This window comes from Arenibacterium halophilum (assembly GCF_005938225.1).
In the GTDB taxonomy this organism is placed as follows: Bacteria; Pseudomonadota; Alphaproteobacteria; order Rhodobacterales; family Rhodobacteraceae; genus Arenibacterium; species Arenibacterium halophilum.
This window is the reverse complement of record NZ_VCPC01000002.1, coordinates 59,547-83,921: the sequence shown is the minus strand read 5'-3', so window position 1 is coordinate 83,921 and position 24,375 is coordinate 59,547. Positions and strand designations below refer to the sequence as shown.

Below are 24,375 nucleotides of genomic sequence, written 5' to 3'. Positions count from 1 at the left end.
ATAATGGAGCGTGGCCAGAAGGAGGTCACGATGCCCAGTTTACGTCTTACCCGCCGCGCGATTGATGAAATCCCCTTCGCCCAGAAGGGGCAGGTTCTGTACCGCGATACGATGCTCCCAGGTTTTGGGTTGCGTGTCGGCGCGCAATCCAAGGTGTTCTTTGCCGAGGGACAGGTGAACCGCCGCACGCGGCGCGTCACGATTGGCCGTGCCGATGTCTTTGCACCGGAAGTTGCACGCAAGAAGGCATTGACGATCTTGGGTGACATGGCCGATGGGCACGACCCCAACGCTGAGAAGCGCCAAGAAGCTGCCGAACAGGTAACACTGGAATTGGCGCTGACACGCTTCTTGGAGGTCCGCAGCCTGTCCGCGCACACAATCAGCCATTACCAACGCACCGAACGCCTTTACCTCAAGACTTGGCGCAAGAAACCGTTGAACGAGATCACCCGCCAGCTGGTGCTGAAAAAGCATCAGGATATTGGCAAGAAGCATGGCGAGACCACGGCTAACAACGTGATGCGGCATTTCCGGTCGATCTACAATTTCGTTGCCGCTACCCAAGATGACTTCCCGCCCAACCCGGTGCAAATCCTCACGCAGGCGCGCGCTTGGTACAAGGAGCGGCGGCGTCAGACAGTAATTACCGCGCTAGACCTGCCCGCGTGGTGGGAAGCCGTGATGGCTGAGCCGGAGTATTCGCGCGACTTCCTGCTGACTGCGCTGTTCACGGGATTGCGCCGGGGTGAGCTGACCACGCTCCGCTGGGAGAACGTGGACCTGAAAAGCAAGGTGCTGCACCTGCCCAACACGAAGAACGGCGACCCGCTGTACCTCCCGCTTTCGGAGTTTCTGGCCGACCTGCTGAGCGAGCGCTTGGCACGCAACAACGGTTCGCCTTGGGTGTTTCCTGGACCGGGCAAGAGCGGCCATCTGGTCGAGACCAAGAAATTCCTGCTGCGTGTGTCTGCTGGCTCCGGCGTCAGCTTCACCCTGCACGATCTGCGGCGCACCTTTATCACCATCGCAGAAAGCCTCGATGTACCCTACTACGCGCTCAAGCGCCTGCTGAACCACCGCACCAATGGCGACGTGACCGGCGGCTACATCGTGGTGAACGCCGAGCGCCTGCGTGAGCCGGTCGAACTGGTGGCCAAGCGCATCCTTGAACTCAAGGAACCTCGTGACTGAAACTTAAGTGACCCTGCCCCATTGATGACACCTAGAAAGGTGAGGGCGTCGGATAATCCGTCTCCGAAGGAAGCTTGGGGCATCCTTGACCACAGAAAAGACGAAATTCATGTTTTAAACAGGTGATCATCTGGTTGCCCATTCGCGCGCGCACGTGCGCGTGCTTCGTGCAACTTTGCTTGGACGAAATGCAGGGACATCATGATAGATTCTTCAATAGACGACGAATGGTGGGTTCTGAGCAATCACGTCGATGAACACGACTGGCGAGGAAGCGTGCTTAGCAACGCCTTCGTTGACGCAATGCTTCTCGCATTTATCCGAGCGCATCCCCTGATGGAAGAAGATACCGGCCTTGGCGAGGCAGAGCGTCTTCGCGATGCTCGCCTTGCGCTATTTGGCATTCCCGCAGGAACGCGCAACAAGTACTACGCCGACTACGCCGCACTACACGACATGGCTCTGGGTTATCTTGAAGACCGCAGCGGAGAGATCCCAGCAGATGAGACGGGAACATACCTCTACGAGCCCAAAAGGACCGGCTGCCGTTCACTCAAGGGCCTTGCTTTGGACGCATTGGAGAAAGGGCTCGCAAACAGGGGGGCTACGGAAATTGGAACCCTCGAAAGTTCGGTGAAGCGATTGTCTCGGAAGTTCGTAGGTGAATTCGACGAACTCATTCGGTTCGCCGAGGACAACAGCGGAGTTCAGCTAATCGCGGAAAAGACGCGCCAGCTCCAAGTATTGCTGGGGCCGACGTCTGTACCAATGAGCTTAGTTTCAGACTTCACTAGGGATTTGAAGGGGGTAGTATAGATCCTTGGATTAAAATAAGAAAGAACTGCAAATAAGTGACCACTACAACAATGACAGGTGGTCACGATGACACATACAAAATACCAACTTCTCACAACCAAACAGCTTCCCGATATAACTGGTCTCAGCATCAGCTTTTTCGAGAAAGGGCGCATTTTGGGCTACGGCCCGAACTTTATTCGGGTCAATCCTGGAAAACGCTCGGGCAAAATTCTCTATCGCCGCATCGATGTCGAACAGTGGCTTTCTGATCAAATGTGCGCCCCGAAAGGAGATGTAAATGATTGATCAGAATATAAAATATCCCAACGAGTATCAGCCCAGACGACCGATCTCAGATGAAAACGGGGAGCCACTTTGGTTTAGGACGCATATATCGCGACCGGACGCAGGATACGACCTTTATGACCAGCGGAATATCATAGCCCAAGTAAAGCTGTACCGCTGGGTGAAGAGCGAGTTTGTAAACGGGGTATCAATATCCGCATTGCATGGTTACTTGTTTCAGGATCATCCAACGGTTTCTAAACGACATCTTGGATCGACCATCCTTCAAGCGGTCGCGTATGACCCCCGGAAACTGAAAGGTGTAACGAAGAATAACCCGAAGGCCTGCATGACCTATTTCTTTCATAACGCGAAAGACCTTGAGTATGGCCTGGAATGGATGATCTGCATTTGGATCAGACGGGTAGTGCTAGCCGATAACATGAAGGAAGTAGAAGAAGCTCTGACGGAACTCACTGAGGCCCAAGATGAAGACCTCGCGAGTTTGTATTGGGACCCGATCATGCAACCGGTCGTGAGGGCGACAATTCGAGAGTTCAACTGGAAATCTCTTTGGCGTCAGCACGAACTCGAGGTTCAGTTACGTCGATCAATGGTGAAGTCGCCCCCAGCTCTTCGCAGCCTTTTTTGAGCAAACAAACAAAAGCCAAGCACCCACATGCGAGATGCATGTGGGTGCTTTTTCGCGCGAGGATGGTGTCCATGGCAGCCACCGCAGCCCAAGCCAAACAGCAGTAATGCCAGTGAAGTCAGCCTAGGGCGGCGCCCTTATCGTAAGGCATTGTTATTTATCAATTTTTTTTTATAATAAATAAGAGATAATAGTAAGTGGCACTAGACACCCCCAACCTAACCGCCAGCAAAACGCACCGTAGCTGGCAACCTGCGCTGGGTAGTGCCTAGTGCCATTTAGCGTTTAATTGGCGCGCAGAGCTATAAAGTTATGCAATTACAGCACCTTACAAGCGTCCCGTGTTATGCATTAGCGGCACCACTAATAGTTCCGGCAAGTACGGTGCTTGGGCGCGTCAAGCTTGCTTTGGCAAACCGTCAATGTCGAAGCCTCTTCCTTATTTCTGGGCTCTTTCGGGCCAGGGCTGTAGCTTACCTTTGTACTTGTCAGCGCCCACCGTGCAGCGTTGCAAGCGTTGGTTGCTGCAAGGCACTGGGCGGGGCTGTAGGGCGCATTGGGGGCGTTGCGCGGCACCTGGCATAGCCCAGCGGCTACTTAGCGTGTCTGGCCGCCAAAACAGCCGCACGGACGATCATCCTAGTTGGGCTGAGCACCTGTATAATAGCTGCTGGCGGTGGCATGCTATGGGGCTTTCAGCTAGCCCCAAATGCAGTACGGTGCGCCCCTGCCTTATGCTCGGCCAAGATGGTGATGACCTGTTCGTCTGCAAATCTCGTTCGCTTCATCGTCCGCCCTCAACTTGGGCCGGACTCCCAACCATGGTGGAGGAAAAATCCCGTGGTAAGTCACCCTCGTCGGGCGTGGAGGCCCGTACTGACAAATGGGCAGGGAGGCGGTGTTGTAGCGCTCTATGGGCTTCTATGGGCGCCTTAGTGGCCTCGCGCGGGCTTATCCTGCGGCCTACTGGTAACTTCTGCAGGGGTAGCCACCTAAGGCGCTCAGCCTGAACTTCCCATAATCCGCGTAAGCTAGGCGCGACTATGAAGGAGGCGCTATACTTAGGGATGATGCGTCACTTCCGCTGTGCCTTCCGTTCAGCCCAGCGGGCGTCTGATCGTTCGCGCTTAATTCTCTTACGTTCAGCCTCTTCGGCTTTGGCTTGTGTCGTGGGGTCCCACTTATGGCCGCACTTCAAGCAGTGGACCTTGATCTTGTTGCTTCCGATAAACCCTGCGGCCAGCCCGACCCCTCCTGTTGCCGCCGCGCCCACCAGCGCCTTTCCTATTCCAAATCCACGCTTCTGGGCGGATAGGTTTGTTCCTTTGCACTTTGGGCATTTCATCTAGGTTCTCCCGCTCTTCTTGCTTGCTGCGCGAGACTTCATCCAGCTTCCATAACTTCTCTCACGCGCATAAGTTGTTACTCATAGTCTACTTCTCGGAATATCGATGTGACAAGGAGTAGTGATCAAAAATGAGACTCATAGTCTGTAGATCAATAGGCTGCATATCCTCGCTATACCGGCATGGATATAAAGGCGGTCGTGGGTCGAAATGTGAAGCAGTACCGGGAGGCGAAGGGCCTTTCTCAGGAGCAGCTTGCGTTCGAGGCTGATCTTCACCGCACATATGTCAGTGGCGTCGAGCGTGGTGTACGAAATCCTACCGTGCTTATTGTCGCGAAGCTCGCGAGCGCACTAGGCGTGAAGCCATATAAGCTATTGGAATAGAACTATTAAATTGAGAAGAATGGTGCCGCTGAAGGGACTCGAACCCCCGACCCCATCATTACGAATGACGTGCTCTACCAGCTGAGCTACAGCGGCATTCTTCTCTCGTCGAGGCCCTACTATGGCCCTACTAGTTACACTCTGCCGCTTATAAGTGACTGGTTTTACATGTCATTCCAGCGGGGACCCGCTACTTACGAATGACGTGCTCTACCAGCTGAGCTACAGCGGCATTCTTCTCTCACCGTGGCATGAGCCACGGCCAACCAAACAAATGGTGCTGCCTGAAAGCGACTGGCTTTGCCTTTCCTTCCAGCGGGGTGCCGCTATTTGCGAAGGACAAGCCCTACCAGCCGGGCGGTTAGGTCGCACCGACCGTGCGTTTAAACGCAGTGTGCGCCCCCTTCAAGCGATTTCACTTGGAACATAGCGAGAATCTTACTGTCTTCATGAGGGGCCAGCCGCCGTCTGTTGCGCAAACCGGTTGGATGCCGAGGGTGCCCTGCCGGCGAGAATCGCGAGAGTGATAATCTTTGGATGTGCCCCGAACAGTTTGGTCGAACTTTCGGACGCCATTAGATCGATAAACAATGCAACGATAGCGCCCACAATGATGATTGCGGCCAGAATTCGCGGGCCCGGACCGGGTGGGCCGTTACGGCCGTTAAGCGACTGGCCTTCGCGGCGAGATGCGCAGGGCGCGGAGCGCATTCAGGATCACGGCGATGTCGATGACCTCTTGCAAGAGTGCGCCCTGCACCGGACTAAGATAACCGAAACCGGCGGCGATCATGCCCAAGACCGACAGACCAATCCCCGCCACGACGCTTTCGACAGCGATACGCCGCGCGCCGTTGGCGATTTCGATACCCGTCCCGAGGCGGTCCAGCTGATCCACCAGCAGCACAACCTCTGCCGCCTCGGCCGAGGCGGCCGCGCCCCGCGCGCCCATGGCCACGCCAACATCGGCCGCCGCGAGCGCAGGCGCGTCGTTGACGCCATCGCCCACCATCATCACCGGCCCGTGCTTACGTTCGGTCAGGACCAGAAGAACTTTCTGATCGGGCGTCAACCCGGCGCTCACCCCGTCCAGCCGCAACCCCTCTGTCACCCGCTCGGCCACATCTGCCCTGTCGCCGGTTGCAAGCAGGATGCGCGCGATCCCTTCGCGGCGCAAACCGTCGAGCATGGCGCCAGCGCCCTTGCGCAGCGGGTCGGCCATCACAAGGCGCCCCGCCAGTTTACCGTCAACAGCGACGGCGACGTGGACCGATCCGGAGGCAACGACGGAGTCATTGCCGGGTTGATGTCCGACGCGGGACGCCACGAAATCATCGCCGCCGACGATGACTTTCCGACCTTCGACATACCCCTCGACGCCTTCGCCCGGAAATTCCGCCACCTCCGACGGAACCGGCAGCGCAAAGCCCCGCTGCTGTGCTGCGGCAACGACGGCCTGCGCGACCGGGTGTTTGGACGCCTGATCAAGCGCCGCAGCAAAGCGCAGAATGTCGCCTTCCGCCATGCCGTCGTGGCTGTCGATCGAAACAATCTGCGGCCGCCCGTCGGTCAGCGTTCCGGTCTTGTCGAGGATCAACGTGTGGATCCGCGCCATCGCCTCGAGCGGTCCCGCGCCCTTGATCAGCACACCGAAACGCGCCGCCCGCGACAAGCCGGCCACCAGCGCCACAGGCACGGCGAGGATCAACGGACAGGGCGTGGCGACGACAAGCACGGCAACGGCCCGGATCGGGTCTCCGGTCAGCCACCACGCAGCGAAGGCGATGCTGACCGTAACCGCCAGAAACCCGAGCGACCAGCGGTCGGCCAGCCGCGACATCGGCGCCTTCGAGGCCTGCGCCTTCTCGACCAGCCGGACAATTCCGGCATAGGTGCTATCCTTGGCCTCCCGCGTCGCTGTCAGGTCAAATGCCTCGCCTGCGTTGGTGCAGCCGCTCATGGCTTCGGCGCCCTGCGCAAGGCGCACCGGCAACGACTCTCCCGTTAGCGCAGAGGTGTCAACGAACGCTGTTTCCGAGGCCACGGTGCCATCGACCGGCACCACGTCACCCTGCCGGATCAAAAGACGGTCGCCGGGTGTGATCTCGGCAAGCGTGACCTCCTCGAGCCCGCCGTCGCGATGCCGGGTGGTGGTCCGGGGCACGCGGGACAGCAAATCGCGCATCTCACGGCGGGCACGGCCCTCGGCAAACGCCTCAAGGAAGGTGCCGCCGGAATACATCACGGCGACCACAGCCGCCGCGAGGGTCTCACCGAAGACAAGGGCCGCTGACATTGACAGCGCGGCGACGATATCAAGACCCACTTCACCCGAGCGCAGGCTGCGCAAAATCTCTATCACCAGAGCGGCCAGCGCAGGAATGACACCGGCGATCCAGACCAGGTTGGCGACGCCGTGTTCTCCCGCAAAGTAGATCGCAAGTCCGATGACCAGGCCAGCCAGAGCGATAAGCAGGAGAGCGGTCTTCACCCTGTCGGCGCCGGTCGTTTCCATGCGGATGATCTCCTCTTGGCTGAGGCGATTGCCGCTGGTTCCGCGGAGCATAGCCACCCGCCCCCACGCCTCGTTCGCTCGCATCATCATTGCGTAAGATCAACAGGTTCGTCGAGCCTGCTTCGTCGTGCCAGCGTCTCCTCGGCGCTGCTTGCGTGACTTTTCAGACTCCGTCTTCAGCCACGCAGCAAGCTTTTTCAGCTTAGGGATCAAGCTTGCTCGACCGAGCCGGAACGTTGAACGTCGGCTTGAACGTGCCTGCTCTCAGATATTTCTTGATGGTGTTCCGCGACAGGCCGGTTCGGCGTGCGATCTCTCGGATCGGCAGCTTTTCCAGCAAGGCCATGCGGAGGATGACGTTCAAAAGCCCCATGTGGATCACTCCGAAATCCCCCGCTGCAAGCTGCGTCGCGGGAAGGGTTACATGGGTCAATTCTCAATGGAAATTACGCGCTTTCCAGGGTCAGTTCTGGGTGGAAATCAACAAGCTACGCCACCAAGCCAAAGACGTTACCGGCCACGGCGAAGCCCAAGAAAAATTCCGAAACCGTTTCGGCCACCTATATTCCTCAGGACAGAATCGAACCCTCGGTCACGCGAGAGAAAGCCGAAAAACGGAAAATCGGGCGCTTACGCCCGATTGACCATATTCTCTTGCAGAATGGGCTTTTAGAACCCGCCGGTGGCCACTAATCGGTAGTGGGTCATACAACTTCAACCCACGCAGCCCCTATCCGCACTTCGAATGCCCGCAGCTGGAACAGGTCATGCAGCCTTCGACCATCATCATCGAATACTGGCCGCAACTGGGGCAGGCCTTGCCGCGGGGGGCGTCGAGGCCGACGACCTTGGCGGTGGGGTCGGATTTCAGGCCCTTGCCCTCGCCTTCCAAGAAGCCGATGGCGATCATGTGGCGCTCGATCACGCCACCGATGGCGGCGAGGATCGAGGGGATGTACTTGCCCTGCACCCAGGCCCCGCCGCGCGGGTCGAAGACGGCTTTCAGCTCTTCCACCACGAAGGACACGTCGCCGCCGCGCCGGAACACCGCGCTGATCATGCGGGTCAACGCCACCGTCCAGGCGAAGTGCTCCATGTTTTTCGAGTTGATGAACACCTCGAACGGGCGGCGACGGCCACCGATGACGATGTCGTTGATCGTCAGGTAAATGGCGTGCTCGCTGTCGGGCCACTTGAGTTTGTACGTGTTCCCTTCCAGCGCCTGCGGCCGGTCGAGCGGATCGGACATGTAGATCACGTCGCCATGGGGCACCTGCGGCTCGGAGTCGGAGGTGGTGATGACTTCGGGAGCTGCTGCCGAAAATGGCGTAACTCCAAGGATCTCGGCAATCGCAACCGCTTCGTCGGCTTTGATCGTTCGGGTTCCCAACACCATCTTGTTGACAATGCTGCGGTCGAAACTGCGCTCCATACGCGCTTCGAGATTTCTGGCGAGTTCAGCTTGCGACTTACCCGAATTTTCCAGCGCAGTTGCCAACCAAGCTGCCGGCGCTTCTTCTGCCTTCTTCTCCTCGGCAACACTCAACACCGACCCGGTCACGTCGTTCGGCCGGTAGGTCGTGCAGCCCTTGCACCCGGTGTCCCAGGCCTCCATGTAGACGTCCTTGAACGCCTCGAATGAAATATCCTCGGGGCAGTTGATCGTCTTGGAAATCGACGAATCCACCCATTTCTGCGCCGCCGCCTGCATCTTGACATGCTCCAGTGGCGCCAGCGTCTGGGCGTTCACGAAATAGTCGGGCAGCTCGGCCTCGCCGAATTTCTCGCGCCACATCTGCACGGCGTAATCGACCACCTCTTCCTCGGTGCGCGATCCATCCTTCTGCAATACCTTGCGGGTATAGGCATAGGCAAAGACCGGCTCGATCCCCGAGCTGACATTCCCGGCGTAGAGCGAAATCGTCCCCGTCGGAGCGATCGAGGTCAAAAGCGCGTTGCGGATGCCATGTTCGCGCACGGCCTCGCGCACGTCGTCGTCCATCGCGCGCATGGTGCCCGACGCCAGGTACCCCTCGGCGTCGAACAGCGGAAAGGCGCCCTTTTCCTTCGCCAAGTCCACCGAGGCCAGATAGGCGGCGCGGGCGATCGCATGCAGCCAATCCTCGGTCTGACGCGCCGCCTCGTCGCTGCCATAGCGCAGGCCCAGCATCAACAGAGCATCCGCCAGCCCGGTCACGCCCAGCCCGATCCGCCGCTTGGCCGCGGCCTCGGCCGCCTGCTGCGGCAGCGGGAATTTCGAGGCGTCGACCACGTTGTCCATCATCCGCACGGCGGTGGCGACCAACTCGGCCAGCGCGTCACCGTCCAGATGCGCGCCCTCCTCGAACGGTTCGGCAACCAGCCGCGCGAGGTTGATCGACCCCAGCAGGCAGGCGCCATAGGGCGGCAGGGGCTGCTCGCCACAAGGGTTGGTGGCGGCGATGGTCTCGCAGTAATTCAGATTGTTGGCCGCGTTGATCCGGTCGATGAAGATCACCCCCGGCTCGGCATAATCATAGGTCGCCCGCATGATGCGGTTCCACAGATCGCGGGCCTGCAAAGTGCGATAGACCTTGCCGTCAAAGGTCAGATCCCAGGACCCGTCGGCCTTCACCGCTGCCATGAAATCATCGGTCACCAGCACCGACAGGTTGAACATGCGCAACCGCGCGCTGTCGGATTTCGCGGTGATGAACTGCTCGATGTCGGGGTGATCGCAGCGCATCGTCGCCATCATCGCCCCCCGGCGCGACCCGGCCGACATGATGGTGCGGCACATCGCATCCCACACGTCCATGAACGACAGCGGCCCCGAGGCATCGGCCGCCACGCCTTTCACATCCGCGCCCTTGGGGCGGATGGTGCTGAAATCATAGCCGATACCGCCGCCCTGCTGCATGGTCAGCGCGGCCTCTTTCAGCATGTCGAAGATGCCGCCCATGCTGTCGGGCACGGTGCCCATGACGAAACAGTTGAACAGCGTCACCTGCCGCGCCGTACCCGCGCCGGCTGTGATGCGGCCCGCGGGCAAATATTTGAAATCTTCAAGCGCGGCATAAAACCTGTCTTCCCACAGATCGGGGTCTGCCTCGACCCGCGCCAGATCACGCGCGATTCGCCGCCAGCTGTCTTCCACAGTGGCGTCGATGGGCGTGCCATCGCCTTGCTTGAAGCGGTATTTCATATCCCAGATCTGTTCGGCAATCGGGGCGGAAAAACGGGTCATGGCGCAATCCATATCTGTCGACAGGCACCCTAGATAAAGCCTGCGCGCCTGCCCGGCAACCGCCTTCCACACCACGGTTTGCAGTTCCCGCCTGCCGCCCTACAATATACCGGGTGGATTGGGGACGACTCTGTGGATAACTACATCAATCTGATCAAGCTGTCGGTCGGCACCGACAGTGTCGAGCAACTGGACGAATGGCAGGCCATGCGCCGCGCCACCGCCCACGCAGACGGCCTTAATCGGCACGTCACGCGGATGTGGCCCAAACGCGCCGACGACATCCTGAAAGGCGGCTCGATCTACTGGGTCATCAAGGGATTGGTGCAATGCCGCCAGCGCATCGTTCGCCTAGACGAGGTGACCGGCGAAGACGGCACCCGCCGCTGCGCCATCGTGCTGGACCCAAGCCTGATCCGCACCCAGACCGCCCCGAAACGCCCTTTCCAAGGGTGGCGCTACCTGCCCGCCTCCGACGCCCCGCCCGACCTGCCGGACCACCGCCAGGGCGAAGACAGCCTGCCGGACGATCTGAACCGGGCGCTGGCCGAAATCGGAGTGCTTTGATCCAAGCGCTGCCAAATCGCACTCCGCGCGATGCCTCCCTAGCGGGGATATTTAAACCCCAAACAAGCAGGGTGTCCGGCGCGCGTTCATTATTCCCAAAATACTCCGGGGGAGTCCCGCAGGGACGGGGGCAGAGCCCCCTAGCCTGCAATTGAAAAAGGCGGCAACGTGGTGGCACCGCCTCTTTTGGTTTTAGTCAGCCGCAGATCAATCGATCATCGGCAGCAGCTTGTCCAAACTGGCCTTGGCATCGCCGTAGAACATCCGCGTGTTGTCCTTGAAGAACAGCGGGTTCTCGATGCCCGAATAGCCGGTGCCCTGCCCGCGCTTCGACACGAAGACCTGTTTCGCCTTCCAGCATTCCAGAACCGGCATCCCGGCGATGGGGCTGTTGGGGTCTTCCTGCGCGGCCGGGTTCACGATATCGTTCGAGCCGATGACGATGGCGACATCCGTGTCGGGGAAGTCGTCGTTGATTTCGTCCATCTCCATCACGATGTCATAAGGCACCTTGGCCTCGGCCAGCAGCACGTTCATGTGGCCGGGCAGACGGCCCGCCACCGGGTGGATGGCGAAGCGGACATTCTTGCCCTTGGCGCGCAGCTTGCGCACCAGTTCGGCCACGCCCTGCTGGGCCTGGGCCACCGCCATGCCGTAGCCGGGGATGATGATGACGCTGTCAGCTTCGTTCAGGGCCTGCGCGACGCCGTCGGCCTCGATTGCCACCTGCTCGCCCTCGACTTCCATCGCCGGGCCCGTGGTCCCGCCAAAGCCGCCCAGGATCACCGAGATGAAGCTGCGGTTCATCGCCTTGCACATGATGTACGACAGGATCGCCCCGGAAGAGCCGACCAGCGCGCCGACCACGATCAGCAGGTCGTTGCCAAGGCTGAAGCCGATGGCCGCCGCCGCCCAGCCGGAATAGCTGTTCAGCATCGACACCACCACCGGCATGTCGGCGCCGCCGATGCCCATGATCAGGTGATAGCCGATGAACAGCGCGGCCAGAGTCATCAGCAGCAGCGGCAGGAACCCGCCCGACTGCGCATACCAGAACAGGCAGAGCACCGAGATCGCCGCCGCCGAAGCGTTCAGCACATGGCCGCCCGGTAGTTTCGTCGCCGTCGAGGTCACCTTGCCCGCCAGCTTGCCGTAGGCGATGACCGAGCCGGTAAAGGTGATCGCGCCGATGAAGATGCCAAGGAACAGCTCGACCGACAGGATGCTCAGCTCAACCGGCGTCTTGTGCGCCACCAGCTGTGCGAACTCGCCGGTAATCGCCTCGCCCGCCGCATGGGCTTTCTGTACTGCCTTCATGGTGAAATGCGCGTTGAAGCCAACGAAAACCGCCGCCAGACCGACCAGCGAGTGCATCGCGGCGACCAGCTGGGGCATCTCGGTCATTTCGACCTTCTTGGCGACGTACCAGCCAATGGCGCCACCGGCCGCGATCAGCAGCAGCGACAACAGCCACAGGCCAGAACCGGGGCCGATCAGCGTGGCAAACACCGCCAGCGCCATGCCGACGATGCCGTACCAGACCGCGCGTTTGGCGCTTTCCTGCCCCGAGAGGCCACCCAGCGACAGGATGAAAAGAACAGCCGCAACCACATAGGCCGCCGTGGTGAATCCGTAATCCATTTACCCGACCCCCGCTTACGATTTCTGGAACATGGCGAGCATGCGCCGGGTGACAAGGAAGCCGCCGAAGATGTTGATTCCGGTCATGAACACCGAAAGTGCGGCCAGCAGGATCACGATGAAGCTGCCCGACCCGATCTGCATCAGCGCCCCAAGGATGATGATCGACGAAATCGCGTTCGTGACGGCCATCAGCGGCGTGTGCAGCGAATGCGACACGTTCCAGATCACCTGGAAGCCGACGAAGACCGACAGCACGAAGACGATGAAATGCTGCATGAAGCTGGCCGGGGCGACCAGCCCCACCGCCAGCAGCAGCACCGCGCCGACGGCCAGCAGGATCACCTGCTGTTTCGTCTGCGCCTTGAAGGCCGCCGCCTCGGCTGCCTTCTTTTCCTCGGGCGTCAGCTCTTTCGCCTTTTCCTTCGGCTTCTGCGCCGCGATTGCCTTTACCTTTGGCGGCGGCGGCGGGAAGGTCACCTCGCCCGCGTGGGCGATGGTCGCGCCGCGGATCACGTCGTCATCCATGTTGTGGTTGACCACGCCATCCTTCTCGGGCGTCAGGTCGGCCATCATGTGGCGGATGTTTGTGGCGTAGAGCGTCGAGGATTGTGCCGCCATCCGGCTGGGGAAATCGGTGTAGCCGATGATCGTGACACCGTTGTCGGTCACGATCTTTTCGTCCTTCACCGTCATCTTGCAGTTGCCGCCCCGCTCGGCGGCGAGGTCGACGATCACGCTGCCGGGTTTCATGGCTTTCACCATGTCCTCGGTCCACAGCTCGGGCGCCTCGCGGTTCGGGATCAGCGCGGTGGTGATCACGATGTCCATCTCGGGCGCCAGCTCGCGGAACTTGGCCAGCTGCGCAGCGGCGAATTCGGGGCTCGACACGCTGGCGTAGCCGCCAGTGGCCGCGCCATCCTGCTGCGCTTCCTCGAAATCAAGGAACACGAATTGCGCGCCCATCGATTCGACCTGCTCGGCCACTTCGGGGCGCACGTCGAAGGCGTAGGTGATCGCGCCAAGCGAGGTTGCCGTGCCGATCGCGGCCAGTCCGGCCACGCCCGCGCCAACCACAAGCACCTTGGCCGGGGGCACCTTGCCCGCCGCCGTCACCTGCCCGGTGAAGAAGCGGCCAAAGTTGTTCCCCGCCTCGATCACCGCGCGATAGCCTGCGATATTGGCCATTGAACTCAGCGCGTCCATCTTCTGGGCGCGGCTGATGCGCGGCACCATATCCATGGCGATAACGCTGGCGCCAGTCTCGGACGCGGTTTTCATCAGGGCCTCGCTCGACCCCGGATAGAAGAACGAAATCAATGTTTTGGAGGCATTCAGCCGGGCAACTTCCGCATCGCTGGGCGGGCGCACCTTGGCAATGATGTCGGCACCCGAATACAGCGCCTCGGCACTGTCGACGACCTCGACCCCGGCATCGCGATACAATTGATCGCTGAACCCGGCCTTTTCTCCCGCGCCGGTTTCGATCAGGCAGCTATGGCCCAGCTTCTGCAGGGCCAGCGCGCTGTCGGGAGTCATGGCCACCCGGTTCTCGCCCTCGAAGATCTCCTTTGGAGTCCCTATCTTCAAATCATCATCCTTTCGTGGTCTGCGACGGTTTCGACCGGTATTGCAGTTGAATTTTTCCTAACGTGCAGGTCGGGAATGCGCAAGCAATGGTCGAATTTGCATCGGTAATTTTCGAACAACTTTCGCCACCTCAGAACAATTTTCTTACAAAAGCCCCAGATGTAAGACATACGCTCTTACCCTTACGCCAGATTTGGCACGTCGGTTCGCCCAAATTTGCAGCATGCGGCCCGGAAATTCACCCAATGCCCTTACGTTCTGACCCCCTTTCGCGGCTTGCCAGCAGGTCGTGGCCCGATACTGTCACGCCAAAGACAAAGCGGAGGACGAAGATGACACTAGCTGGCAAACACGCACTCATCACCGGCGGCGGCACCGGGATCGGCCTTGCCATTGCCCGCGCATTCGCCGAGGCGGGCGCGCAGGTCACCATCACCGGGCGCAGGCAAGAGGTGCTGGACGAGGTCGCCGGAAACGGCATCACCGGCATGGCGATGGATGTGCGCGACGAGGCTGATGTGGTTGCGAAGATCGCCGCCGCAGTCGAGGCGCGCGGACCGGTGCAAATTTGCGTTGCCAACGCTGGCATAGCCGAGGGCAAGGCCGTTCATAAGACCACGATGGACTTCTGGCGCAACATGATGGCCACCAACCTGGATGGCGCTTTTCTCACGATCCGCGAATGCCTTGGCTCGATGCGGCAAACCGACTGGGGCCGGGTGATCACCGTGTCTTCGATGGCGGGCCTGCGCGGACTTCAGGGCGCAGCCTGCTACTCGGCCTCAAAACACGGGTTGATCGGGCTGACCCGCTCCCTGTCCGAGGATTATATCGGCCAGCCGTTCACCTTCAATGCGATCTGCCCGGGGTATGTCGACACGCCCATCGTCACCCGGAACATCGACAGTATCTCGCAGCGCGCCGGGATCGACGCCGAAGCTGCGCGCGATATCATGGTAAACGCCAATCGCCACAAGCGCCTGATCGAACCCGAAGAGGTTGTCGCCGCCGCCATGTGGCTGGTTGGCCCCGGCTCGCAAAGCATTAACGGCCAGTCGATCGAGATCGCAGGCGGCCAGATGTAAGGAGTGGCCCGGGCCTGCTCGACCTGGCCCGGGCCGCGAAATCGCTGGACTACCGCGCGCGTTTGCGCGAGCGCTGGACAGCCACGCGCAAACGCGCTACACGGATTTTACTTTAAGCATAAAGCATCCGAGGCGCCCATGACCGATTTCGCCGCGACGAAAGCTCTGTTTCATCTGCCCGACGGCATCGTCTATCTCGATGGCAACTCGCTTGGCCCCCTGCCCCGCGCCGCCGCCGCGCGCGTCTCGCAGACGGTGACCGATGAATGGGGCGAGATGCTGATCACCGGCTGGAACAAGGCCGGTTGGATGGCCCTGCCGATGGCCCTGGGCGACCGCATCGGCCGCCTGATCGGCGCCGAGCCGGGCCATGTGGTGACAGGCGACACGCTGTCGATCAAGGTCTATCAGGCGCTGGCTTCGGCGCTGGCCATGCGCCCCGACCGCCGCGTGATCCTGTCGGATACCGGCAATTTCCCGTCCGATCTCTATATCACCCAAGGCCTGGTGAAGATGCTGGGCGACGGGTATGAACTGCGCCTTGTCGCGCCCGAAGAGGTGGCAGAGGCGATCACCGACGACATCGCCGTGACCCTGTTGACCGAGGTCGACTACCGCACCGGGCGCAAGCACGACATGGCCGCGCTGACGGCCAAGGCCCACGCCGTGGGCGCGCTGGCGATCTGGGATCTGGCCCATTCCGCCGGCGCGATCGAGGTTGATGTCGCTGGTGCAGGCGCCGATTTCGCGGTGGGCTGTACCTATAAATACCTCAATGGCGGCCCCGGCGCGCCTGCCTTTATCTACGTCGCGCCCCGCCACGCCGATCAGGCGCCGCCCGCGCTGTCGGGCTGGCTGGGCCACGCGGCGCCCTTTGCCTTCGATCTGGACTATCGCGCCGGCGCCGGGATCGAACGGATGCGCGTCGGCACGCCGCCGATCCTGCAGATGCGCGCGCTCGACTGCGCGCTCGACATCTGGGACAGCGTCGACATGGCCGCCCTGCGCGCCCGCTCGATCGAATTGAGCGAACGCTTCATCGCCGGCGTCGAAGCGGCCTGCCCCACGCTGACCCTTGCCAGCCCGCGCGACCCGCAAAACCGCGGCAGCCAGGTATCGTTCCGGTTCGACCAGGGGTATGCCGCCATGCAGGCACTGATCGACCGTGGTCTGATCGGCGATTTCCGCGCTCCCGACATCATGCGGTTCGGTTTCACTCCTCTGTATCTGGACGAGGCCGACATCGACCGCGCGATCGAGATCATCGCTGATGTGATCGACAACGCCCTATGGGATCAGCCGCAATACATGGAACGGAAGGCCGTCACATGAGCGAGCGTTACGACCCCTCGACCGAGGGCGCGCAGATGTCGTTCGACGGGCGCATGTCCTACGGCGACTACCTTGGCCTGTCGACGCTGCTGGACGCACAGCATCCGATTTCCGACGCCCATGACGAGATGCTGTTCATCATCCAACACCAGACATCAGAGCTCTGGATGCGGCTGGCGATCCACGAACTGGGCGCGGCCCGCGCCACTCTGCGCGGCGACGATATGCGCCCGGCCTTCAAGATGCTGACCCGGGTCAGCCGCATCTTCGAACAGCTCAATAGCGCCTGGGACGTGTTGCGCACGATGACGCCCAGCGATTACACCACCTTCCGTGATACGCTGGGCCAGTCCTCGGGGTTCCAGTCGCACCAATACCGCCAGATCGAATTCATCCTAGGCAACCGGAACAAGGCGATGGTACGCCCGCACGCCCACCGCCCCGACCTGATGAAACTGCTCGACGATGAACTGGCGCGCAAATCGCTGTACGACGTGGCGCTGGCGGCCCTCTCTGAGACCTTCCCCCTGCCCCCCGAAGTTCTGACCCGCGATACCGCCCTGCCCCACGCCGAAAACGAAGCGGTGGCCGAGGCCTGGGCCCGCGTCTACCGCGACCCGGCCGCACATTGGGCGCTGTATGAACTGGCGGAAAAACTGGTCGACCTCGAGGATTACTTCCGCCGCTGGCGTTTCAACCACGTTACCACGGTGGAGCGGGTTATCGGCTTCAAACGCGGCACCGGCGGCACGGGCGGCGTGAGCTATCTCAAGCGGATGCTGGATGTGGAACTGTTCCCCGAACTCTGGCACCTGCGCACGAATTTGTAGGCGTGGAGGGGGCGCTGCCCCCGTCCCTGCGGGACTCCCCCGGAGTATTTTCGGAATAATGAAGGGCGGCCGAGTCCTTGCTTCTTTGGGCTAGAAATATCCCCGCCGGAGGCTTCGCGCGGCACGCGCGAATTTTGCAGTCAGTGCCCGTGAATACGTGACAGAAGCGCCTTCAGCGCGGCTGCTTGCGTTGTGTCGTATTCTGCGACACGGCTGCGCCAGAGTGTGGCCTGGCTTTGCAGGATCAGCCCGTCTTCCAGAATTTTCAGGTGGTTGGCGCGCAGTGTTTCGCCGGTCGAGGTGATATCGGCGATGGCTTCTGCGGTTTCATTGGCTACCGTTCCCTCGGTCGCGCCCTGGCTGTCAACCAGCGCGTAGTCGGCCACGCCGGAATCGCGCAGGAAGTCGCGGACCAGCCGGTGGTATTTCGTGGCGATCCGCAGGCGGAAGCCGTGGCGCGCGCGGAAGGCGGCGGCGGCGGCATCCAGATCGTCGAGGTTATCGACATCGGCCCAGCAATTCGGCACCGCGATGATCAGGTCGGCGCGGCCGAACCCCAGCGGTTCGATTTCCTCGACCTGCTGTTCCCAGCGCGGCAATCGTTCATGCACCAGGTCGGTGCCGGTGACGCCCAGATGGATGCGTCCTGCCGCCAGTTCGCGCGGGATTTCCCCGGCCGAGAGCAGCACCAGCGATACGCCGTCGATGCCCTGTACGGCCCCGGCATATTCGCGGTCGGACCCGGCGCGCGACAGTTCGATCCCGTGACGGGCAAACCATGCGAATGTCTTGTCCATCAGCCGCCCTTTGGACGGCACGCCCAGCTTCAGCGTCATGTCGCAAGACCCTCGATTTCCAGCATCAGACCGGGGCGCAGCACGCCACCCACGGCCGGGATTTCCGCACCGCCTCCCAGCCGCCGGGTCAGCGCGTCATAGCGGCCCCCGGTGGCGATGGGCGGCAGGTCGGGCTTGAATTCGGCGTAGAAGCCGAACACGAAGCCATCGTAATATTCCATCGATGTGCGGCCATAGCTGGCCTCGAAGTCCAAACGCTCGGTGTCGATCCCGCGGGCGGCCATCGCGGTAATCCTTGCCTCGAGCCGGTTCAGCGCCGGGGTGATCGCAGGCAGATCGACCGCGATATCGCGCAGGTGTTCCAGCGCGAAGGGCGCGGTTTCACGCACCGACAACAGCGCTTCGAGCCCGTGCATTTCCAGTTCGGAAATCGGGGCGGCCTCCGCGTCTTCGCGCAGGGCGGCGATGCGGTTTGCCACCTCGGCGCGGGTGCGCAGCCCGCTGTGGGTCAGCCCGGCCATCGGATCGGCGGCATCCAGCAAGGCACGCCGCGACTCGGGCATGGGTGTGCGGCCCGAGAACCGGTCCAGCAGCGCGCGGAACCGGCGCGGGCGCCAGATGTGGCGCATCAGCGCGACCTTGCGGCGTTCGGTGGTTTTCAGGCCCTGCACCGCCGCCGTGAGGATCCCGATGTCGCCCGTCGCCGCGCGCAGGCCCAGCCCGGCGAGCGTTTCGGAAAACAGCGCGAAGACCTCGGCATCGGCACCGGCCACATCGGCGCGGTCGAACACCTCGTATCCGACCTGAAGGTATTCGTTGGCACGGTCCTCGTTCAGCTCCTGCCGGCGAAACACCTCGCCCGCATAGGTATAACGCGCGGGTTCGGCGCCCTGCGCCATGTGCATCTGCACGACGGGCACGGTGAAATCGGGGCGCAGCATCTGTTCGCCGCGCAGCGCGTCCGACGTGACATAGGCGCGCGCGCGGATGTCTTCGCCATACAGGTCCAGCAGCAGATCTGCCGGTTGCAGAACCGGGGTTTCCACCGGCACGGCGCCCGCCGACTCGAACCGCGCGCGCAAGGAGGCGGCGCGCGCCAGAACCTCGGCCTTGGTCACCATCAGCCTTGCCCGTCCAGGATGGCGCGCACCTTGGCGACCAGCTCGGCGCGGGGCATTTCGAACTGGCTGGGGCGTTCCTTCCATTCCTCAAGCGTGGCGTTTTCGGCGATCTGCGCGCCAAGGATCAGGTCCTTGATCTGCACCTTACCCGCGTCAAATTCGTCGCCCCCGGCGATCACCGCGACGGGGCTGTTGCGGCGGTCTGCGTACTTCAGCTGATTGCCAAAGTTCTTGGGATTACCCAGGTAAACCTCGGCGCGGATGCCGGCCTGACGCAGCTCGGCCACCATCGCCTGATAGTCGGCCATGCGGGCGCGATCCATCACCGTCACCACCACCGGGCCCTGCGCCGTGGCGCTGATACGGCCCTTTTCGCGCAATGCGGCCAGCAGCCGGTCGACCCCGATCGATACGCCGGTGGCCGGCACGTCCTGCCCGGTGAAGCGTTTGACCAGCCCGTCATAGCGCCCGCCGCCCGCGACCGAACCGAACTGCCGCTTGCGGCCCTTTTCGTCAAGGATGTCAAAGGTCAGCTCGGCCTCGTAGACCGGGCCAGTGTAATAGCCAAGGCCGCGCACGACCGAAGGGTCGATCACGATCCGGTCGGGGCCATAGCCCTGCGCCGAGAGCAGATCGGCAATCTGGCGAAGCTCATCCACGCCTTCGGCGCCCATCGCGCTGCCGCCCACGGCGGCAGACAGCCGGTCCAGCGTCTCGCCGTTGTCGGCGCCCTTCGCGGTCAGGAAGGCCAGCACCGGCGCGGCCTGATCGTCGCCCAGCCCCACGCCGTCGATATAGGCGCCCGAGGCATCCAGACGGCCCTTGCCCAACAGCTCTCGCACGCCGCTTTCGCCCACCTTGTCGAACTTGTCGATGGTGCGCAGCACGTCGGCGGCCTGCGACTCGTCGCTTACGCCGGCGGTTTCCAGCACGCCGTTCAGCACCTTGCGGTTGTTGATGCGTACCACATAGTCGCCGCGCGCGATCCCGACAGCCTCGAGCGTGTCGGCCAGCAGCGCGCAGATTTCGGCGTCGGCGGCCATGCTGGCAGTGCCGACAGTATCGGCATCGCATTGATAAAACTGGCGAAACCGCCCCGGCCCGGGCTTTTCGTTGCGCCAGACCGGGCCCATCGCATAGCGGCGGTAGGGCGTGGGCAGATCGTTGCGGTGCTGGGCGTAGACGCGGGCCAGCGGCGCGGTCATGTCATAGCGCAGCGCCAGCCAGTCGCCCTTGTCATCCTCGTCCGCTTCTTGCCAGGCAAAGACACCTTCGTTCGGGCGGTCAACATCGGGCAGGAACTTGCCCAGCGCCTCGACCGTTTCCACGGCGCTGGTTTCCAGCGCGTCGAACCCGTAGAGGTGATAGACCTCGGCAATTTGGCGCAGCATCTCGGTGCGCTGGGTCACCTCGGCGCCGAAATAGTCGCGGAATCCCTTGGGCGTTTCCGCCTTGGGGCGGGGCTGTTTCTTGACCTTGGCCATCTGCGTGTTCCTCGCCGCGTCACTTGCGGCGCGGTCTAGCCCAAGCCCCGCCCGGGGGCAAGCGACTGGCCCCTCGCTCTCTGGCTTCGCGCGGCAACTCACGCTATGACGCCCCAAACGCAGGAGCACACGATGCAGCAGCTGGAAGAACAGATCGCCCACCTGACCCGAACGGTGGACGAATTGAACGAGATCGTGACCCGGCAGCAATCGGACATCGACGTACTGAAGCGCCGGGTACAGATGCTGATGGAACGCGAAGCCGCGCGCGAGGCCGAAGGGTCAGGCGGGGTGGTGATGGGCGACGAACGCCCACCGCATTACTGAGCCGGTTTCAGGTCTTCCTCGATATAGGTCTGGATGATCTCGCGAAATTCGGTTTCGGCGCGGAACCCCAGCGCATGGGCGCGCGCTGCATTGAACCGCGTGGGCCAGTTATCGACGATGTGCGCCACCGCCGGGTCATCCTCGCGCCGGATCAGCGCGACCGCCTGTTCCCCCGCCGCATCACGCAGCGCCTCGATCTGTTCGGCCACGGTGCAGGCGACGCCCGGCATGTTGATCGCGCGTCGCCCGTTCAGGCGGTCGGTGTCCAGCGTGGCGGCGTGGCACAGGAACCCCACGGCCGAGCGGGGCGAGGCATGGGTGTGCACCACCGTATCGGGCACCGGCAGCACGGCCTGAACCCCGTTCAGCGGCTCGCGGATGATGCCGGAAAAGAACCCCGCCGCCGCGCGGTTCGCCTTGCCCGGGCGCACGCAGATCGACGGCAGGCGGATCGCCACACCGTCGATGAACCCCTTGCGCGAGAAATCCGAGATCATCTGTTCGCAGATCACCTTTTGCGCGCCATAGCTGGTCAGCGGAGCGGTCAGGAAGGTATCGGAAATCTCGTCCTCGAAAGGCGCGCCGAAGACGGCAATGGACGAGGTGAACACCAAACGGGGGCGATAGCTGCCGCCCGTCGCCTCGTGCCGGGCGCGCAGGGCCTGAAGCAACGACCAGCAAGGGAACATATTGGTCTGCCAGCCCTTGTCGAAATCGGCCTCGGCCTCGCCCGATACGATGGCGGCAAGGTGAAAGACATATTCCGGGTCGTCGGCGACCAGCCGCTCCATCACGCCGGGTTCGGTCACGCTGCCGATGATCTGGCGGTCAACCGGCACGGCATTGTCGGGAAAGGCGATGTCATGGGCGGTGATTTGCACCTTGGCCCCGTCGATCCCGTCGCGCACCAGCCGCGCCAGCAGCTTCTGCCCGATCATCCCGCCCGCGCCCAGTACCAGAACCCGTTTTTTCACCGTAGTCACTCCCTTTAAGACCGCGGGCACCCTTTCACCAATCCCGGCGCTTGGCTATCTGCAATTGCATACTCTGGTCATTCACCCCGGCGTGATCTACCACTTTCCCGCAAGGGAATGACGGCAAGGAGAATGCCCATGAAACTGGTCCGCTATGGCGAACCCGGCCTGGAGAAACCCGGCCTGATCGATGGTGACGGCGCGCTGCGCGATCTGTCGGCGCATGTGAACGACATCACCGGCGCGGCCCTGTCAGATGCCGAGCTGGACCGTCTGCGCGCTTTGGACACGGCTACGCTGCCGCTGGTCACTGGCAGCCCGCGTATGGGGGCCTGTGTGGCGGGGATCGGCAAATTCATGTGCATCGGGCTGAACTATTCCGACCACGCCGCCGAAACCGGATCGCCCATTCCCGAGCATCCCATCCTGTTCATGAAGGCGACCTCGGCCGTGGTGGGCCCCGATGACACCGTGCTGATCCCGCGCAACTCGACCGCGGTGGATTACGAGGTGGAATTGGGCGTGGTGATCGGCACCCCGGCGAAATACGTCACCGAGGCGGAGGCGCTGACCCACGTTGCGGGCTATTGCATCGTCAACGACGTGTCCGAACGCGATTTCCAGAACAAGCTGACCGGCCAGTGGACCAAGGGCAAATCCTGCGACACTTTCGGCCCCATCGGCCCCTGGTTGGTGACCCGGGACGAGGTTGAAAACCCGCAAGAGCTGTCGATGGCGCTGGATGTAAACGGCGAACGCCGCCAGACGGGCAACACCTCGACCATGATCTTTACGGTCGCGCAGATCATCTCTCACCTGTCGCAGCTGTTCACGCTGCACCCCGGCGACGTGATCGCCACCGGCACGCCTCCGGGCGTGGGGCTTGGGATCAAGCCGCAGCCGGTGTTTCTGAATGCCGGCGACCGGATGGAACTGACGATCGAAGGCCTTGGCCGCCAAACGCAAATTCTGGAACAGGACGCCTGAGCAATGAAACCAGACCTTTTGCTGATTGGCCCTGTGACGCCCCGAATGCAGGCGCGGCTGGACGCCGAATTCAGCGTGCACCGGCTGCCCGCCGACCCCGAGGCGCAAGGCGCGGTGCTGGCCGAACATGGGGCCGAGATTGTCGCCGTCTGCACCGGCGGTGGGCTGGGCCTGCCAACGCCGATCATGGACCAGCTGCCCAAGCTGCGCGTAATTTCCAGCTATGGCGTTGGCTATGACACGATCGACGCGGATCTGGCGGCGAGTCGGGGGATCATCGTCGCCCATACGCCCAATGTGCTGAACGACGATGTGGCGACCACCGCGATCCTGCTGTGGCTCGCAACCTCGCGCAAGATGGTGGCCTATGACACCTATCTTCGCGCCGGCCGGTGGGAGGCCGAGGGCTATCCGCCGCTCACCACCAGCCCGCAGAACCGCACCGTGGGCATCATCGGTCTGGGCCGCATCGGGCAGGCGATTGCCGACCGGCTGCCGCCTTTTGGTGCGACCATCGTCTATCACGGGCGGTCGAAAAAGGATGTGCCCTATCGCTATTACGCCGATCTGGTCGAGATGGCGCGCGATTGCGAGGTGCTGATTTGCATCACGCCTGGCGGGCCGGAAACGCGGCACATGGTGAACGCCGAGGTGCTGAAGGCGCTGGGGCCGCAAGGCATTCTGGTGAATGTCGCGCGTGGATCGGTGGTGGACGAGTCGGCGCTGGTCACAGCCCTGCAGGATGGCACCATTGCGGGCGCCGGTCTGGACGTGTTCGAGGAAGAACCCAAGGTGCCCGAGGCGCTGTTTTCAATGGAAAACGTGACACTGCAACCCCATATCGCCAGCGCCACGGTCGAAACCCGTCAGGCGATGGGCGATCTGACCTGCGACAACCTGAGCCAGTTCATGAAAGATGGTACCGTGATCGCGCCGGTGCCGGAGTGTGCGCATCTGTCGCCCAAAGGCTGAGCCCTGTTGCCCGGGCCGGACAAGCCCGGGCATATTCTTGGGGTGGCAAAGGGTGTTTACGCCGCCACACAGGCCCCACACCACGGGAAACAGAAGTTTAACAAGATTACATCCCGCAAACCCCTTCACCACGTGCAACATACACGTATTGCTGCAACTGCATAATCACGTTTTGTTAACGCAGCTGTGATTGCCTGAACGCGCCTGCCCCAGCGCCCGTTTTGCCCATATGGCGGGCGACTGCCGCCGCAGCTGCTCAAACGCGT

20 protein-coding genes, 1 tRNA gene and 1 pseudogene are annotated in these 24,375 nt (G+C 62.0%); 12 read left to right on the top strand and 10 right to left on the bottom strand.

From position 1 onward, the window contains the following. The first annotated feature begins 30 nt into the window (after nucleotides 1–30). The 5 genes from FGK64_RS07295 to FGK64_RS07275 all read left to right on the top strand — a co-directional run bounded on the left by FGK64_RS07295 (nucleotide 31) and on the right by FGK64_RS07275 (nucleotide 4,661). A complete protein-coding gene (locus FGK64_RS07295; RefSeq protein WP_138863160.1) occupies nucleotides 31–1,194 on the top strand; it encodes a tyrosine-type recombinase/integrase in 1,164 nt (387 codons plus the stop codon). Between the two features lie 201 nt (nucleotides 1,195–1,395). After that, a complete protein-coding gene (locus FGK64_RS07290) occupies nucleotides 1,396–2,010 on the top strand; it encodes a hypothetical protein (RefSeq protein WP_138863159.1) in 615 nt (204 codons plus the stop codon). A 66-nt stretch (nucleotides 2,011–2,076) separates the two neighbouring features. Beyond that, a complete protein-coding gene (locus FGK64_RS07285) occupies nucleotides 2,077–2,298 on the top strand; it encodes a helix-turn-helix transcriptional regulator (protein ID WP_138863158.1) in 222 nt (73 codons plus the stop codon). Continuing rightward, nucleotides 2,291–2,929: a hypothetical protein gene (locus FGK64_RS07280; RefSeq protein ID WP_138863157.1), complete on the top strand. Its 639-nt coding sequence runs from the start codon at nucleotides 2,291–2,293 to the stop codon at nucleotides 2,927–2,929. The genes FGK64_RS07285 and FGK64_RS07280 overlap by 8 nt, the downstream gene beginning before the upstream one ends. A gap of 1,528 nt (nucleotides 2,930–4,457) precedes the next feature. Next, nucleotides 4,458–4,661, top strand: coding sequence for a helix-turn-helix domain-containing protein (locus FGK64_RS07275; protein WP_138863156.1), 204 nt, complete (start codon nucleotides 4,458–4,460; stop codon nucleotides 4,659–4,661). Nucleotides 4,662–4,681: 20 nt separating this feature from the next. Here FGK64_RS07275 and FGK64_RS07270 read toward each other — a convergent pair. The 4 genes and pseudogenes from FGK64_RS07270 to FGK64_RS07255 all read right to left on the bottom strand — a co-directional run bounded on the left by FGK64_RS07270 (nucleotide 4,682) and on the right by FGK64_RS07255 (nucleotide 10,402). Next, a tRNA-Thr gene (locus FGK64_RS07270) sits at nucleotides 4,682–4,757 on the bottom strand. Between the two features lie 568 nt (nucleotides 4,758–5,325). Then, complete coding sequence (locus FGK64_RS07265) at nucleotides 5,326–7,176, bottom strand: heavy metal translocating P-type ATPase (protein ID WP_138863155.1); 1,851 nt, start codon at nucleotides 7,174–7,176, stop codon at nucleotides 5,326–5,328. Between the two features lie 141 nt (nucleotides 7,177–7,317). Then, nucleotides 7,318–7,549 (bottom strand): annotated as a pseudogene (locus FGK64_RS07260) (sigma factor-like helix-turn-helix DNA-binding protein); the annotation flags it as partial. 357 nt (nucleotides 7,550–7,906) lie between these two features. Continuing rightward, nucleotides 7,907–10,402: an adenosylcobalamin-dependent ribonucleoside-diphosphate reductase gene (locus tag FGK64_RS07255; RefSeq protein WP_138863154.1), complete on the bottom strand. Its 2,496-nt coding sequence runs from the start codon at nucleotides 10,400–10,402 to the stop codon at nucleotides 7,907–7,909. 132 nt (nucleotides 10,403–10,534) lie between these two features. Here FGK64_RS07255 and FGK64_RS07250 point away from each other — a divergent pair, with 132 nt between their 5' ends. Beyond that, nucleotides 10,535–10,969, top strand: coding sequence for a DUF1489 family protein (locus FGK64_RS07250; RefSeq protein ID WP_138863153.1), 435 nt, complete (start codon nucleotides 10,535–10,537; stop codon nucleotides 10,967–10,969). A gap of 207 nt (nucleotides 10,970–11,176) precedes the next feature. Here FGK64_RS07250 and FGK64_RS07245 read toward each other — a convergent pair whose 3' ends face one another. Together FGK64_RS07245 and FGK64_RS07240 are read right to left on the bottom strand one after the other, a co-directional pair. Further along, nucleotides 11,177–12,610, bottom strand: coding sequence for an NAD(P)(+) transhydrogenase (Re/Si-specific) subunit beta (locus tag FGK64_RS07245; RefSeq protein ID WP_138863152.1), 1,434 nt, complete (start codon nucleotides 12,608–12,610; stop codon nucleotides 11,177–11,179). 15 nt (nucleotides 12,611–12,625) lie between these two features. Further along, nucleotides 12,626–14,200, bottom strand: a complete 1,575-nt coding sequence (locus FGK64_RS07240) for a Re/Si-specific NAD(P)(+) transhydrogenase subunit alpha (RefSeq protein WP_138863151.1) — start codon at nucleotides 14,198–14,200, stop codon at nucleotides 12,626–12,628. 332 nt (nucleotides 14,201–14,532) lie between these two features. On the opposite strand from FGK64_RS07240, the gene FGK64_RS07235 reads away from it, so the two are divergent. The 3 genes from FGK64_RS07235 to kynA all read left to right on the top strand — a co-directional run bounded on the left by FGK64_RS07235 (nucleotide 14,533) and on the right by kynA (nucleotide 17,447). Continuing rightward, on the top strand, nucleotides 14,533–15,285 hold the full coding sequence (locus FGK64_RS07235) for an SDR family NAD(P)-dependent oxidoreductase (RefSeq protein WP_138863150.1): 753 nt from the start codon (nucleotides 14,533–14,535) through the stop codon (nucleotides 15,283–15,285). Nucleotides 15,286–15,423: 138 nt separating this feature from the next. After that, nucleotides 15,424–16,617 (top strand): kynureninase, encoded by a 1,194-nt coding sequence (kynU, locus tag FGK64_RS07230; RefSeq protein WP_138863149.1) that lies wholly within the window; start codon nucleotides 15,424–15,426, stop codon nucleotides 16,615–16,617. Continuing rightward, complete coding sequence (gene kynA / locus FGK64_RS07225; protein WP_138863148.1) at nucleotides 16,614–17,447, top strand: tryptophan 2,3-dioxygenase; 834 nt, start codon at nucleotides 16,614–16,616, stop codon at nucleotides 17,445–17,447. The genes kynU and kynA overlap by 4 nt, the downstream gene beginning before the upstream one ends. Nucleotides 17,448–17,587: 140 nt before the next feature. Here the strand turns inward: kynA and hisG are convergent, their stop codons facing one another. From hisG to hisS, 3 genes are read right to left on the bottom strand one after another with little or no spacing between them, the layout of a single operon-like run. Continuing rightward, the gene (hisG, locus tag FGK64_RS07220; RefSeq protein WP_138863147.1) at nucleotides 17,588–18,283 is read right to left on the bottom strand and encodes an ATP phosphoribosyltransferase; all 696 of its coding nucleotides are present in this window, start codon (nucleotides 18,281–18,283) and stop codon (nucleotides 17,588–17,590) included. Continuing rightward, nucleotides 18,280–19,365 (bottom strand): ATP phosphoribosyltransferase regulatory subunit, encoded by a 1,086-nt coding sequence (locus FGK64_RS07215; protein ID WP_138863146.1) that lies wholly within the window; start codon nucleotides 19,363–19,365, stop codon nucleotides 18,280–18,282. Before FGK64_RS07215 ends, hisG begins: the two co-directional genes overlap by 4 nt. Continuing rightward, nucleotides 19,365–20,849, bottom strand: coding sequence for a histidine--tRNA ligase (gene hisS / locus FGK64_RS07210; RefSeq protein ID WP_138863145.1), 1,485 nt, complete (start codon nucleotides 20,847–20,849; stop codon nucleotides 19,365–19,367). Before hisS ends, FGK64_RS07215 begins: the two co-directional genes overlap by 1 nt. A 132-nt stretch (nucleotides 20,850–20,981) precedes the next feature. On the opposite strand from hisS, the gene FGK64_RS07205 reads away from it, so the two are divergent. Next, on the top strand, nucleotides 20,982–21,176 hold the full coding sequence (locus tag FGK64_RS07205) for a SlyX family protein (RefSeq protein ID WP_138863144.1): 195 nt from the start codon (nucleotides 20,982–20,984) through the stop codon (nucleotides 21,174–21,176). Here the strand turns inward: FGK64_RS07205 and denD are convergent. Continuing rightward, nucleotides 21,170–22,150, bottom strand: a complete 981-nt coding sequence (denD, locus tag FGK64_RS07200; protein ID WP_246057701.1) for a D-erythronate dehydrogenase — start codon at nucleotides 22,148–22,150, stop codon at nucleotides 21,170–21,172. The genes FGK64_RS07205 and denD overlap by 7 nt on opposite strands. Before the next feature lie 138 nt (nucleotides 22,151–22,288). Here denD and FGK64_RS07195 point away from each other — a divergent pair, with 138 nt between their 5' ends. Beyond that, complete coding sequence (locus FGK64_RS07195) at nucleotides 22,289–23,137, top strand: fumarylacetoacetate hydrolase family protein (protein WP_138863143.1); 849 nt, start codon at nucleotides 22,289–22,291, stop codon at nucleotides 23,135–23,137. Nucleotides 23,138–23,140: 3 nt separating this feature from the next. After that, the gene (locus FGK64_RS07190; protein WP_138863142.1) at nucleotides 23,141–24,109 is read left to right on the top strand and encodes a 2-hydroxyacid dehydrogenase; all 969 of its coding nucleotides are present in this window, start codon (nucleotides 23,141–23,143) and stop codon (nucleotides 24,107–24,109) included. Nucleotides 24,110–24,375: the final 266 nt, after the last annotated feature.

Excerpts from the sequence above, each read along its gene's own strand:
- FGK64_RS07295 (WP_138863160.1), top strand. The coding sequence starts at position 31 with ATGCCCAGTTTACGTCTTACCCGCCGCGCGATTGATGAAATCCCCTTC.
- FGK64_RS07290 (WP_138863159.1), top strand. The coding sequence starts at position 1,396 with ATGATAGATTCTTCAATAGACGACGAATGGTGGGTTCTGAGCAATCAC.
- FGK64_RS07285 (WP_138863158.1), top strand. The coding sequence starts at position 2,077 with ATGACACATACAAAATACCAACTTCTCACAACCAAACAGCTTCCCGAT.
- FGK64_RS07280 (WP_138863157.1), top strand. The coding sequence starts at position 2,291 with ATGATTGATCAGAATATAAAATATCCCAACGAGTATCAGCCCAGACGA.
- FGK64_RS07275 (WP_138863156.1), top strand. The coding sequence starts at position 4,458 with ATGGATATAAAGGCGGTCGTGGGTCGAAATGTGAAGCAGTACCGGGAG.
- FGK64_RS07265 (WP_138863155.1), bottom strand. The coding sequence starts at position 7,176 with ATGGAAACGACCGGCGCCGACAGGGTGAAGACCGCTCTCCTGCTTATC.
- FGK64_RS07255 (WP_138863154.1), bottom strand. The coding sequence starts at position 10,402 with ATGACCCGTTTTTCCGCCCCGATTGCCGAACAGATCTGGGATATGAAA.
- FGK64_RS07245 (WP_138863152.1), bottom strand. The coding sequence starts at position 12,610 with ATGGATTACGGATTCACCACGGCGGCCTATGTGGTTGCGGCTGTTCTT.
- FGK64_RS07235 (WP_138863150.1), top strand. The coding sequence starts at position 14,533 with ATGACACTAGCTGGCAAACACGCACTCATCACCGGCGGCGGCACCGGG.
- kynU (WP_138863149.1), top strand. The coding sequence starts at position 15,424 with ATGACCGATTTCGCCGCGACGAAAGCTCTGTTTCATCTGCCCGACGGC.
- kynA (WP_138863148.1), top strand. The coding sequence starts at position 16,614 with ATGAGCGAGCGTTACGACCCCTCGACCGAGGGCGCGCAGATGTCGTTC.
- hisG (WP_138863147.1), bottom strand. The coding sequence starts at position 18,283 with ATGACGCTGAAGCTGGGCGTGCCGTCCAAAGGGCGGCTGATGGACAAG.
- FGK64_RS07215 (WP_138863146.1), bottom strand. The coding sequence starts at position 19,365 with ATGGTGACCAAGGCCGAGGTTCTGGCGCGCGCCGCCTCCTTGCGCGCG.
- hisS (WP_138863145.1), bottom strand. The coding sequence starts at position 20,849 with ATGGCCAAGGTCAAGAAACAGCCCCGCCCCAAGGCGGAAACGCCCAAG.
- FGK64_RS07205 (WP_138863144.1), top strand. The coding sequence starts at position 20,982 with ATGCAGCAGCTGGAAGAACAGATCGCCCACCTGACCCGAACGGTGGAC.
- FGK64_RS07195 (WP_138863143.1), top strand. The coding sequence starts at position 22,289 with ATGAAACTGGTCCGCTATGGCGAACCCGGCCTGGAGAAACCCGGCCTG.
- FGK64_RS07190 (WP_138863142.1), top strand. The coding sequence starts at position 23,141 with ATGAAACCAGACCTTTTGCTGATTGGCCCTGTGACGCCCCGAATGCAG.